Raw genomic sequence first — 11,678 nt, forward strand, 5'->3', positions numbered from 1 at the left:
TCCGGGGAGAGTTTTCGCCGCCTTTTCGGGCGGACGGGTTTGGCTAGAGCGCCTGGGAATGAGCCCCGCGCCGGCTGGGGCGCGAGGCTCGGGTCGGCCGATCAGTCGGCCGGGTTCCAGATGATGGCGTAGGTGTCGTCATCGTCCTGGCCGGCGGCGCGGCCGAGATTGGCGTAGAGCTTGCGCGGTCCGAACTCCGGCGCCGCAATCGACAGGCTCACATAGTCCTTGCCGGAGGTTTCGCCGGTGCGGATCCAGCCGGCGCCAACTTCGACCCCTTGCGTCAGCACCCGGAAGTCGGGATGGTTGTCGGCGCTCTTGGCCTGGTTGGGGACGATGTCGATGTCGGCGCGGACGCTGAGCGTCTTGAGCTGGCCCTTGTAGCCGCCGTTTTCCTGCTTGTTGACGTAACCGATCGCGGTCATTTCGAAGTCTCCTTTTGCTGTCGCCGGGGACCATCCCCTGCGATGGCGGACCGTAATGGGCGCGTCCGGACCGCCTGAACCCGACAGGGCCGAAGCGATAGCGGAGGACCCGAGCGGGCAGCTTTTTTGAAGCGAAGCGGCGCGAGGAAGCCGCCGCAGGCGGCGGGGAAAAAAGCTGATCGGCGAGGGTTTCGGGCGGCCGGATCCGCCCATAGGTCACAAGCCAGCCGCAGGGGAATGGTCCTTGAAGAGAGCAGGAGATCGTGGGAGACGCGGTCGCTACAGCCAGGCAGGAGGGGCGGGAATTTATAAGGCCTGCGGCTGATCAGGTGCCCACGCCGATCGAGATCGTGACCGCAGGTTGGGCGCACATCAGGCATCGGGCGGGCGGACCGATCCAGGGATCAGGAGTTTGCCGGCCTGGATCTTGGTGCGCGATGCGGGGCAAAGGAAGCTCGAACACGCAGCCACTGCGACCGGGGTACAGTGCCGAAGGGCTGCTGCCGAGAAGCCGCGGCCGGCCGTGACAGGCTATTCGCAGACGAACAGCGACCTGACCCGTGCCCTTCGATCGGCGGTGCGGAAGCCGCCTCGATCAGTGTAGCTTTCGACCGGGAATTTCATCCAGCACGGCAGCCAGGTCTCGACTTGTCTGCGGCGTTATCGCCCGAAAGAAAGTCGCGGATGATCTTCTTTTGCGTCTTCCCCTTTTCGGCGACACTGCCGTCCGCGACATGTTCGCCGCCGACTTCGGCAAGCATGGAATTGGCAATTTCCTTGTCGCGCAACAAATCGAGAATGCGTCGTCCGGTTGCCAGCAAGCGCCGATGTCGACATTCAGATGCTTGCCGAGCGCCTCGATGAGGCGCTGCCGGCTTCAAGTGTCTCGGCCATGACGATGCTGAGAACGCGCACGACATGATCGTCGCGGAGCGCCGGAGCCGCGCGAAGATGCTTGCCGTGCCGAGGTCGTCCCCATTGCGGCCAGCGATTGTGCCATCCTCATCCGGTTGCCCAAGCAGCGCCAAGACCTCGCGCCGTTTTTCGGCGAACGCAGCTTCCGCCCTGCTTCCGGCGAGGCTTGCGGCCACGATCTCGCTGCAAGCGCGCTACGGTTCGCGGCGAACCTGCCACAGGCCGGAACCGGCTATCGCATGCGCCACCATCGGGCGAAGTGCTGCGCTCGGATGGTCGAGCAGCCCCAAGCGCACGCCTCTCTGATCAGCCGTGAGAACGTCTCCCATTGCGACGCTTCGTCGGAGTCGAGGCGGGCGACGTTCTCGATCAACGAGGCTTCGAGAGCATCGGCGTCCTCGCCAGCCTCCATGATGGCGCAGGGCAAGGGATTGGCTTTACCTCGCCCGTCGGCGAGCGATTTCGAGGCGAAATAGCGCGCCGTCCGGCGACGATCTCGAAGCTTTCCGGCGAGCCGTTGGGCCGCACCAGAAGCGGCACGAGGACGCCGCGCGCGGACGGACGGCAGAATGTCGGACAGGTCGGGCGCGCGTTTTCCGTGGCGCATGTTGAGGGCGGAAATATTCAGTCGGTCGAGTGGAATATGGGCAAGCTTCATGTCTTTCTCCTTCGTTTGGGGCGCGATTGTCCCGCCGGGGAGACCGAAGGCCGATGCGGCGGGGACGGGTTTGCGCCTACCGGCGCTCTGGCTCCGCCGCGTCTGGCGGAAGCTCGGAATGGGATTTGGCAAGTGCTTCCGCTGCCTGCCGCAGAAGCCGCTCGGCTTCGGTGATCTGGCCGGCGCTGCGCGCGGCCTCCGCATAAACGGACAGCGGAAAACGCGCTATGAAATAAAGGTCGCGCTCGATGCCCAGTCCGAGCGGACCCTTGATGGATTCGAGTTCGGCAAGGCTGACGCTGCCGAGTTCAGGGAAGCCGAAGCCGAGGTCGCAAAGGCCGAACAGCGTGTCGCCGTCCACATCGAGTTCGGTCAGGAGCCAGATCGCAGGACCGGCCGGATCGAACAGTTTCACGACCGGTGCGTGGTCGGTTTCGGTGTCGGCAGCGCCGTTGGCGAGGAGCCGGGCGCGCAGTTCATCGGTGATCAGGATCATTGCGGAATTCCTCCAAGACGGTTCGGGCTGATTGAGTGCGGCTTTTTGAAACAGGCGGGTACGAGCGGCTGGTGCGCCGCTCGCGGGCGCGCATCGGCGCGCCGTCAGAAGCGCAAGGCGCTCGCGCATGGCGATGGAGCGCGCTCACGCGGCGATCTCGGCATTCGCCTCACCTGCGATCTCGGCATGCGCCTCGCTTTCGACGTCGGCATTGAGGCCAAGCAGGAAATCGGCGGCTTTCGAGGCATGGCTGGCCGCGCGGAAAATGGCGCGATTGTCCTCGCGCAGAACCGCCAGCCATGAGCCGATGTAATCGGAATGGCGCACCGTCGGCTCGATACCGAGACTGCTGCAGATGAAGGCTGCGGCCATCTCGGCGACCAATTCCTCGCGCGCATAGGTTCTGGAGCCGAATGAGCCTGACAGGTCGCGAGCGAGTCGCGTTGGGTGGCCGGTCCAGTGGCCAAGCTCGTGAAAGCAGGTCCGGTAGTAGTCGATCTGGTGGAAGAAAGCCGGCTGGGGCGGCACCTGGATGGTGTCGCTGCCGGGCATGTAGAAAGCGCGATCGCCACCGATACGGAAATCCGCACCGCTTCTGCGAATAAGTTGCTCGGCCTGCGGGACGATTTCGCGCGCCGGCAGCGGCTCGGCGGCGGCATGGAGATGGTCGGGCAGATTATCGCACTGCGCGACATTGAAGACGGCGAAGCGCTTCAAAAAAGGCACGGCCTGCGGTTCGTCGCCATCGGCCTTGGCGCGTTCCTTTTCGTCCTTGGGAATAAAGCGGTCAGCGTGAACGATGGTCGTGCCGCGCTCGCCCTTCCTGACATTGCCGCCAAGGGCAAGCGCCTGCCGGAAGGTGAGCCAGTTCTGGCTGGGGTATGAGCGCTCGATGACGGCGCCCCACAGGATCAGGATATTGATGCCGGAATAGCGGCGCTGGGTGGCTGCGTTCCTGGGCAGGCCAAGGGCTGCCTTTGTCCTGCCCCAGGGCTTGACCCATGGCACGGTGCCGCGCTCCAGTTCGGCAATGATGCGGTCTGTGATCTCCTGATAGAGGCTGGCGCCCGTGCGCCCGCCCCTGCCTGCGCCAGCCTCTCCGCTGGCGGAACGCTTGTGTTTTGCACGCATCTTTTGGTCCTCCGCTCTTCAATCCCGCGCCTTTCCCCGGAAGCGGGGTGGGCGGCGAAAGCGACCGGAAAGGCCCGACGTCAAAGGCGGAGCGCATCCGTAGGACCGGAACGAAGAGGAGGACCCGGAGCGCCAAGCGAAGGGTTGCGGGCCGCCGCGGCGGGCCTAGAAGGGAGTGCCGCCCACCCCGTGCCACCGGGGAAGGCCACCACAAAAATCGACGCCGGCCAGCTGGCCGGCGACCGTCAGCAGCCGACAGGCTGCCGGCGTCAAGGGGGCGAGGCCGGATGGCCGAGACCGCCTGAGCCTGTCGAAGAAAAGCGGGCTCGGTGCACGAGCACCCGGCGCGCGCCTTCAGGCGCGCGGGCGCTCAGGACTCTGGTCCCGAGAGCAGTTGATGCGGTCAAAATGCCCATTTTGCAGCTGTGGAAGACTGAACCTTGGCGTTTGCGCGCACATCGGCGATGCAGCTTCGCAGCCCGGCCGTCTCTACCACCCCGGCTATCACTTCGTCGCCGACCACCAACGCCGGCGTGCCGGTGATGTACAGCTCGTTCGCGAGCGCGCGATCGCGTGCGATGGCTTCGGTGATGGCCGGGCCTTCCATATCCCGCTCGAGCTGCTCAACATCGAGGCCGACACGTGCCGCAATGACTAGGGTGGTTCTTTGGTTCACCAAGCCAGGAAAAGCAAAAAGGGCGCGATTGAACGCCTCATATTTTCCCTGTTTGTGGGAGGCGAGCGCCGCACGCGCGGCGAATTCAGAAGCAGGTCCCAGGACCGGGAGCTGTTTACGCACAATCCTCAGATTGGGATCATGCTTGAGGGCTTGCTGGAGAATGAGGTCCATTTCCTTGCACAGCGGGCAATTGTAGTCGAGGAATGAGACCAGGGGGACGTCGCCCTGCGGATTGCCGGCGACTGGCGAGGCGAGGTCGTTGAGGAGTGCGTCGCGATGCTGCGGAATGAGTATCTTCAAGTCCGCCGCGAGCAAGGCGTTCATCTCCGAGCCGTTGCAGGTCGTCAACCTATCTGGCTGTCGCCTTAGCGTTCCCAGCACGGACAGGGCGAGGACTAAAAAACCGATTACGGCGACAAGGACGGCGTTTTGCTTTGACATGGGTCGGGCTCCAATCAGCCGTTAACGGGGCAGCAACGGCTGGCCTTTTGGCGTGAAAGTTGGTCGTCGCTTTGGATCGCTTGCCCGGCACTTCCCGCAGTATCGGCAGTCGCGGGGGAGGCTCACAATGTCGATGCCGGCGCCACGGCTTCGCTCCAATGGCTGACTGCAATAGCTGAGCGGCGTTCGCGAGTTGCCAGCCGAGACCACCGGTCATCACGCCGGGCGATCTGCCCTTCAACGCCCGAGCGCCGAAGGACCCGCTCGCGAGAGCCTTTGCCAATCGTCCATCATCCGGCTCGCCCTGCTTCGGGCAACACGAACCTTCCCACTGCGTTGCCGAGAAAAATGGTCAGCACACGGCACTCCGACACAAAGTGGTCGACGCGAAGAATAAGCGTCACGCCGACAGCTGGGGCGGTCGGAACGACAAAGAGCGCCGCGGCCAACGTGAGGAAGCCCGCACCGGTAATGCGAGTTGTTCCCTTCGAAGAGAGCAAGGCGACGAACAGCAGCAGGATCCGACCGCCGATCGACATATCCGTGTTCGTCGCCTGGGCGAGGAAGAGGGGGACCAGCGTCAGGTGGATATTGGTGCCGTGCAGATTGAATGAATATGCGGCCGGGATGCCGAGGCCCACGACCGAACGCCTGGCGCTCGCCCCTTCGACGGGCGCGGCCCTCATCAGAACGCCGACCAGCTTGAACACCGGCGCGAGGAGCGCCTGAAGCAAAGAAAGCACAGGCTTGCCCGTGTCGCCGACCATCGCCAGAGCGATGCCGAACAGCACCGAGAAGAACAGGACCTGCATGATGTCGCCTTCGGCGAAGGCACCAACGATTGACGGCATCAGCAAGCCGGTCACGAACTGCTCGTGGATCTTCGCCGCATAGCCCTTCACGGCCTGAGCATCGAGCGAGGCTGGATCGATGTTGAGGCCGGCACCTGGCTGAACGACATTTGCGACAATGAGACCGACAATCAATGCGAGGCTCGAGAAGGTGAGGAAATAGATCATTGCCTTGCCGGCGACCCGGCCGACCTTCTTGAGATCGTTCATGCCGCCGATGCCGGTTGCAATTGTCAGGAAGATGACAGGCGCGATGATGATCTTCACGAGCTTGATGAAAGCATCGCCGAGCGGCTTCAGAGCCTCTCCGCTCCCCGGATAGAAAAAGCCAACAGCGACGCCAAGGGCGACGGCGGCAAGCACCTGAACGTAAAGCCGCGCAATATGGGGCTTACGAGGCCCGGCGTTCGCGCTGTGGACTTGTGGAGCTAACACCGTTTCTCTCCCTGCCGGATCGGGGCGGGCTCTTCCTCGCTTCAAGGCCTCTCACTGGCGGCGCTCCGGTCGAACGCTGCTGCCATCTCGGGCGCAAGTGCCGTGCCAAGCAGCGGCGGCGCGATAACGCGCAGGACCTTTCACGCAGTGCCGCATTCGCCGCAGGCGCGTGCTCTCTTAAAAACAAGGGCAGACCGTCGGCGGACATGCGGCCTGGCAGCGGCCGAAAGGTCGTCGAGGCAACCTGTTTGCCTTGGTGGCTGCGATCGGGATCTAGATGGTCGACATCTGGCTATGGCTATGTCCAAGCCATCGCGCAGTCGGCTGAGCTTGTCGGATATCAAACCCCGCCGTCGACAGGGGATCGCTATCGCGATCGGTATACTCTGGCGCTCCACAGATGGAGTAATCGACCGGCCGGGTTACGGCATGGGCCCTGAGCTGCCTCTTCGCGCGCGATCGTCGTTCTGGCCGCACCGCCCGCGAGCCACAATAAGTTTGTCCCGCCCCTTACAATAATTCATCAAGGCGTCTACCTCGGCAATCACCAGATCGGGCGTGATGTCGAACTTGCAGCGGACTTTGACCGGACAGCGCCGCACTTTGTCCAGACCACATCCCCGACATTCAATAACGCTCATAAGCATGCTGACCAGTGGACCACGGAAACCCCAAATTTCCGGTAGATGTGACGCGGTGAAAATGCCGACAGTAGGGCGGCCAAGCTGGGCAGCGACATGCCCAGTGCCTGAATTGTTCGACACCACGAGCGCGGCCGAATTCATGAGATGATTGAATTCCAATTCTGACAAGTCGACAGCCGTTCGAATCTCCGCGGCTCCACGGTCGCGAGCTGTCATCGCGACCTCCTCAAGCGCTTCCCGGCTTTCGCCACGGCCGACGAGAACCACCTCACCGCGGGCAGAAAGAGCAGCGACAAGTTTGCCAAAATTTTCAATCGGCCAATCGCGCAGGCCGGAATTCGAGAACGGAGCCACGACGATCGGGGACTTGCCTTCTGCCGAACTCTGTCGGCGGCCCGCTTCACTTTCTGCGTCGAAACAGGCCGCTGCCTTTGCGACCAGAAACAGGAGGATTTCCGACACATGCTGGAGACGTACCTGCTTACGGTCAGCGAACCAATCAAGCCATGTGCGAGGGAATTTGTCGGCGATCCCTATTTTTTGGGCCAGCTTGTAGAAGATGGTTCTGCGCAATTTCAGATCGAATGGCGCTATCCCAATATCGATCTGATGCATTCCGTAAGGATCAACTATCGCCGCACGATGCCTGGCGGGGACTTCGAGCAAAATGGGCCTTGTCTCATCCGGGACACGCATATCAATGGCAAGATCAAACTCGCCGGTCAGCAGCGGCCGTATGTCGGCCGCTTTCTTGCGGGTATCGACCTTCGGGTTGCGAGGAAAGAAGTCAAAAGCAACGTAATCGTCGGCGAGGTCGAACTGTTTTGCAGTGTCGATGTTCCAGCTTCCGACCACCAGCGTAATGTGGGCATCGGCAAAGCGCTGACGCAGGTCCATCAGGGGCGCTAGAGACATCCAAAAGTCCCCGACACGATCAAGCTTAAGCGCCAAAATTCTCATCTTGGCGCTTGGCTGTTCCGACTCTTCCCAGCTGCGGTATATAATTTGATTGGCGTCGCGCTTTGTAAAGTATCCCATTGCCATTCCGAGGTTATACGTACAACATTGCTAGCCAAGTTATGTGTGTGTAGGTTGGATTCTTCCAATCTGATCCGCGTTAACAAATTAACGCGGCAAACGACTCTGAAACGACTGGTGATTTGCAGTGTTCGCGTCTGCGAACCGAAAGAGGAGTTCCGGCGTAAGCCCCGGTCAGTCCGGAAGCTTTGCCGACCAGCGACGGCAATGACGAGCGGAAAGATGGGCTGTCGAATTTCTTTGCGGGAAGAGGCAGGTGCGGACTGGCCTGAATGAGTTAGGCCTGGGTGACGCCGGTCGTTCAGCGGTTCTGAGAGGGGAAAGACTCCGCTAAGAAATCGAGGTCGGACAATTCGAAATCGTCGGCCTGCTGCAACTCATTCCCAGGACAATTTCCAGCGCACGTCTGAGGTCATGCAAAGATTTTCCCCTTTCGGGCCCCTTTTCACGCGACAGAGGCAGCGGATGGTCGATGGGTGCCGGTGCTGACGTCAATGCGAGATTCCGGAAGGTTGAGAAAATCGTTTGTTTCGATGAAGCCCATCCACGCCATGGATAGACGGCTGCCAAAGTTTGCGGCCACAATACAGCGGAGCGGTAGCTAGCCGCTCCGGTGGGCGCTCACTTTCGAAGCGCCCAGCACCATCTCGGCATCGAGCACCTCCGGAAGTACCCGGCAGCGCCGCCAAATGGCGGCCAACCCGTCGAACCGAAAATCCGCGGGCGCATTTCCGGCACAGGCGCGACTAGACGCCTCTCCTGTTTCCCCAGAGCATAACGTGCAACTGCGGCAACACGCGTGCTTCGAACCACCTGTCGTGTGTCACCTTTTCCACAAGCCACTCCATGCGTTTTATTATTCCGTCCAGGTCGACAGGTGCGTCTTCATTGCCAGGGAGCGGTGGCGTGTGGTTGCCGGGTTGCAGATAGACCGGAAGGCGCGGAAATCGCGCGGCGGCGTCTTTGGCATAGGCGTAGTCACTCTCGTCGAAAACAACGAGCTTGAGCACGATTTGCGGCTTCTGCTGCGCCGCTTCTATGCACGCCTCGAATGCAGCCCAATCGGTCCTCATTTCGCTTGACGGCGGCTTTGGGCTGAGAACCAGCACATCAAGATCCGCAAACCAGTCCCTGACCACCGAACCCTGGGTTTCCAGCGCAAAACGGTAACCTTCACCATGGCCTCGCTCGATCAGCGCACCGAAGGGCTGAATGGCCGGATTACCTCCTGACAGCGACACCATCACTGGCCGGCCACCGGAAAGCCCAACGACGCTTTGCCACACCGCATCGATTGGCATCATCTCCCATTCGTGGCGGAATTGACTGTCCACCGCATGCAGGCTGTCGCACCAGGAGCACCGGTAGTCACACCCGCCGGTTCTGATGAAGACTGTAGGCAAACCGATGAGCACTCCCTCGCCCTGGATCGTGGGCCCAAATATCTCGCTCACACGGATTGCGGGACACGTGTCCGTCACGGCCGGTATTCCGCCCAGGTTTTCGGGGTTTCGCTCACCCGCACGGCCGCGGTTTCCGGCAGACGTGCCTTGCACCATTCATAGAAATGTCTGGCCAAGTATTCCGCCGTGACTTGCTCATGTCCCAGCACCTCGTTGAGGTGCCGATGGTCTAGGCTCTCGTCGATATAGCGTTTGAGCGGCGCCAGATCGTGATAGTCACGCACGAAGCCGTGCGCGTCCAGGTCCTTCGCCGAAAGTTCCACTTCGACGATGTAGTTATGCCCGTGCAGGCGTGCGCACTGATGATCCGGCGGCAAAGAGGTGAGCTGGTGCGAGGCCGAGAAGTGGAATTCCTTGGTGATGCGGAACATCAGGCGCTCCTCCTCCGCAGCGCCTCGAGCCAGAAGACAGGGTCTTCGTAATCGGTAGGATCAGCGTGCCCCGCGAGATGAAACGCCTCGCGCCGCTCCACGCAGGTCCCGCACCGTCCGCAGTGACGCTCGCCGCCCTTGTAACACGACCAGGTCTCCGCAAATGGCGTTCCGCATCTTGCTCCATCCCGGACGATGTCGCCCTTCGTGAGGTTGACGTAAGGCGTGTAAAGGCGAATCTCTGCGTAGCCTTCCAGCGCGCGGTCTTGCATCATCTGGAAAGCTTCGATGAAGGCCGGACGGCAATCTGGATAGATGAAATGGTCCCCACCATGGACGGCCATCGCCACCGCTTCGGCCTTGTGCGCGGTGGCGAGACCGAAGGCAATTGCCAACATGATGGCGTTCCGGTTCGGCACTACCGTGATCTTCATCGTGTCTTCGGCGTAGTGGCCGTCCGGCACGTCGAAATTATCGGTGAGCGCTGAGCCGGAAAGGCCGCGGCCGATTTCGGGGATGTTGATGATCTGGTGCATAGTGTTCAGTCGCTCCGCGCAGAGAGCGGCGAAGCCCAATTCTTTCCTGTGCCGTTGGCCGTAATCGAAAGACAGGAGGCCGGCGAGCTCGTGCTCCGCTGCCACGCTGTGAGCAAGGGAAACGGAGTCCAATCCGCCGGAGCAGATGACGAGAGTCTTCATCGTGGTATCCTTGTTTTGACCGGGTAAGGCTGCGACCGGAGATTTCTCTGCGGTCCCCCTACCCCAGCTAGTCAACTTTGTGAACCCGGTGGAGTCTGATCGCTGACGTGCCGAGGCGCACCGGGCCAGCGGGCTCTTTCATGGATGTCCAAACCCAAGCATATGCTCAGAAGGACAAATCGAAGCGACTCGAGGCATTGCTGGGAAAGAAGCTGACCTATCCAAATCTGCGTTACGGATGCTTGCATAGGCCACACGCGAATTGGCGAAGTAACGAGGAAGGTACGGAGTTCGTTAACGGCGGGAGTGCAGAAGCCCAAGTTCAAGGACAGAGCGCGCGCCCCGCTTCAGGATCAGTTCGATCTGGAACACGAATCCGTCGTTGCAATCACCCCTATATTGCGCGCAATAGCCTACATGGCGTTGGATGAACTGGATTTGGCGATTCTCCAGATGGCGGTCGAAAGCGTCCGCTCACTCTCCCTAAGCTTCAACCAAAAAGCCGCAGAGATAGCCACGAGGAGCCACGGTGTCCTGGTTTTCGACGTGCGGGTCGATGGTGACTCGGAGGTCCAGCGGATCGCAGCCATCCGATATCGAGCCGACCAGACGGGCGTGGTCGCGTTGGACAGACAAGGCCTTGTTACCCGCTCTTGCATGGTCAATGGCACTTTCTCACATTTCATTTCGCCATTGGAGAACTGGGCCAGCATGCCCCTGTCAATGCAGGCCAAGATCGATGTCACCGTCCATGCCGGTCTCTTCCTAGGCGCTTTGCGAAATGCCGGTCATATGCTTGGCAGCTAGCATATGACCGGAATGCATCTGTGGATTTTTGGCTCCATCTGCGCGTCCGAGCTGCCGGCCACCGAGGCTCTGTGGCGCGCGGATGTGTCCGGGGAGAGCGCGACGATCTGCTGCACACGTTCGGATATACCTCACGCGCACGAGCCGCCCTCCTAAGTGACCTTCTCCTTCACGTTACAGGGATTGCGCGAGAATATTCCGCCGGTGCGCCTGCTCGGCGGTTACGCCGCGCTTCTGCAGTTAATTGAGCAGGAAAAGCGCGCAATCAGTGGAGATCCATGAGAACTGGCTCGAGGCGACCCGCTACCTCAACATGGATCATCTGCGCGAGCACAAGAAGGAGAAGCTGAGGGCATTGGCCGCCTGAGACGCGGCCCGCCATGTCCGCCGCTCCGCTAAACACGGGGGCTGCGCGACGGACACGCCAACGTCACCGCTAATGCCCCGCCATTTTGCAGAACTCAGCACACTACCGCTGGTGCTTTACAATCAGGTGGCAAACTGATCATGCGATTCACCGATCCTGCGGGCTTCACCCCAGCCTTTGGCTCGATCGTGCCCCATGGCGTGGTGTAGGTAACGGCATTGGTCGCCGTGCTCTCCGGCAAGGGCCGGACTGATCAGCG

At 61.3% G+C, this 11,678-nt stretch carries 12 protein-coding genes and 1 pseudogene; 2 read left to right on the forward strand and 11 right to left on the reverse strand.

Annotated elements, in window-relative coordinates; genetic code table 11:
• Nucleotides 1-101: 101 nt before the first annotated feature.
• From AC0L2M_RS12440 to queC, 11 genes and pseudogenes are all read right to left on the reverse strand, one after another.
• Nucleotides 102-425: a DUF736 domain-containing protein gene (locus tag AC0L2M_RS12440; protein ID WP_065010508.1), complete on the reverse strand. Its 324-nt coding sequence runs from the start codon at nt 423-425 to the stop codon at nt 102-104.
• A gap of 620 nt (nt 426-1,045) precedes the next feature.
• Nucleotides 1,046-1,306, reverse strand: a complete 261-nt coding sequence (locus tag AC0L2M_RS12445) for a hypothetical protein (RefSeq protein WP_473534999.1) — start codon at nt 1,304-1,306, stop codon at nt 1,046-1,048.
• A 266-nt stretch (nt 1,307-1,572) separates the two neighbouring features.
• Entirely contained in the window at nt 1,573-1,998 is a 426-nt protein-coding gene (locus AC0L2M_RS12450; RefSeq protein WP_473535000.1) for a hypothetical protein, read from the reverse strand.
• A gap of 76 nt (nt 1,999-2,074) precedes the next feature.
• The gene (locus AC0L2M_RS12455; protein WP_473518564.1) at nt 2,075-2,494 is read right to left on the reverse strand and encodes a DUF2958 domain-containing protein; all 420 of its coding nucleotides are present in this window, start codon (nt 2,492-2,494) and stop codon (nt 2,075-2,077) included.
• A 144-nt stretch (nt 2,495-2,638) separates the two neighbouring features.
• Nucleotides 2,639-3,625 carry an ArdC family protein gene (locus AC0L2M_RS12460; protein ID WP_473535001.1) on the reverse strand — a complete coding sequence of 329 codons (987 nt, stop codon included), beginning with the start codon at nt 3,623-3,625 and terminating at the stop codon, nt 2,639-2,641.
• A gap of 403 nt (nt 3,626-4,028) precedes the next feature.
• Nucleotides 4,029-4,745 carry a DsbA family protein gene (locus AC0L2M_RS12465; RefSeq protein WP_473535002.1) on the reverse strand — a complete coding sequence of 239 codons (717 nt, stop codon included), beginning with the start codon at nt 4,743-4,745 and terminating at the stop codon, nt 4,029-4,031.
• 314 nt (nt 4,746-5,059) lie between these two features.
• A pseudogene (locus tag AC0L2M_RS12470) lies at nt 5,060-6,031 on the reverse strand (cation:dicarboxylate symporter family transporter); the annotation flags it as partial.
• A gap of 422 nt (nt 6,032-6,453) precedes the next feature.
• Entirely contained in the window at nt 6,454-7,713 is a 1,260-nt protein-coding gene (locus tag AC0L2M_RS12475; RefSeq protein ID WP_473535003.1) for a glycosyltransferase family 9 protein, read from the reverse strand.
• A 746-nt stretch (nt 7,714-8,459) separates the two neighbouring features.
• The gene (queE, locus tag AC0L2M_RS12480; protein ID WP_473535004.1) at nt 8,460-9,194 is read right to left on the reverse strand and encodes a 7-carboxy-7-deazaguanine synthase QueE; all 735 of its coding nucleotides are present in this window, start codon (nt 9,192-9,194) and stop codon (nt 8,460-8,462) included.
• Complete coding sequence (gene queD / locus AC0L2M_RS12485) at nt 9,191-9,547, reverse strand: 6-carboxytetrahydropterin synthase QueD (protein WP_065010611.1); 357 nt, start codon at nt 9,545-9,547, stop codon at nt 9,191-9,193. Before queD ends, queE begins: the two co-directional genes overlap by 4 nt.
• Nucleotides 9,547-10,245 (reverse strand): 7-cyano-7-deazaguanine synthase QueC, encoded by a 699-nt coding sequence (gene queC / locus AC0L2M_RS12490; protein ID WP_473512877.1) that lies wholly within the window; start codon nt 10,243-10,245, stop codon nt 9,547-9,549. The genes queD and queC overlap by 1 nt, the downstream gene beginning before the upstream one ends.
• A gap of 417 nt (nt 10,246-10,662) precedes the next feature.
• Between queC and AC0L2M_RS12495 the strand changes: the two genes are divergently transcribed.
• Nucleotides 10,663-11,052, forward strand: a complete 390-nt coding sequence (locus AC0L2M_RS12495; protein ID WP_473535014.1) for a hypothetical protein — start codon at nt 10,663-10,665, stop codon at nt 11,050-11,052.
• Between the two features lie 244 nt (nt 11,053-11,296).
• Nucleotides 11,297-11,419: a hypothetical protein gene (locus AC0L2M_RS12500; RefSeq protein WP_473535016.1), complete on the forward strand. Its 123-nt coding sequence runs from the start codon at nt 11,297-11,299 to the stop codon at nt 11,417-11,419.
• The last annotated feature ends 259 nt before the right edge of the window (nt 11,420-11,678 follow it).

The organism is Mesorhizobium sp. WSM4806, assembly GCF_055811635.1.

Coding starts and splice junctions, on each gene's coding strand:
- queD (WP_065010611.1), bottom strand. CDS start 9,547: ATGTTCCGCATCACCAAGGAATTCCACTTCTCGGCCTCGCACCAGCTC.
- AC0L2M_RS12450 (WP_473535000.1), bottom strand. CDS start 1,998: ATGAAGCTTGCCCATATTCCACTCGACCGACTGAATATTTCCGCCCTC.
- AC0L2M_RS12495 (WP_473535014.1), top strand. CDS start 10,663: ATGGCGTTGGATGAACTGGATTTGGCGATTCTCCAGATGGCGGTCGAA.
- AC0L2M_RS12440 (WP_065010508.1), bottom strand. CDS start 425: ATGACCGCGATCGGTTACGTCAACAAGCAGGAAAACGGCGGCTACAAG.
- AC0L2M_RS12475 (WP_473535003.1), bottom strand. CDS start 7,713: ATGGGATACTTTACAAAGCGCGACGCCAATCAAATTATATACCGCAGC.
- AC0L2M_RS12455 (WP_473518564.1), bottom strand. CDS start 2,494: ATGATCCTGATCACCGATGAACTGCGCGCCCGGCTCCTCGCCAACGGC.
- queC (WP_473512877.1), bottom strand. CDS start 10,245: ATGAAGACTCTCGTCATCTGCTCCGGCGGATTGGACTCCGTTTCCCTT.
- AC0L2M_RS12460 (WP_473535001.1), bottom strand. CDS start 3,625: ATGCGTGCAAAACACAAGCGTTCCGCCAGCGGAGAGGCTGGCGCAGGC.
- AC0L2M_RS12465 (WP_473535002.1), bottom strand. CDS start 4,745: ATGTCAAAGCAAAACGCCGTCCTTGTCGCCGTAATCGGTTTTTTAGTC.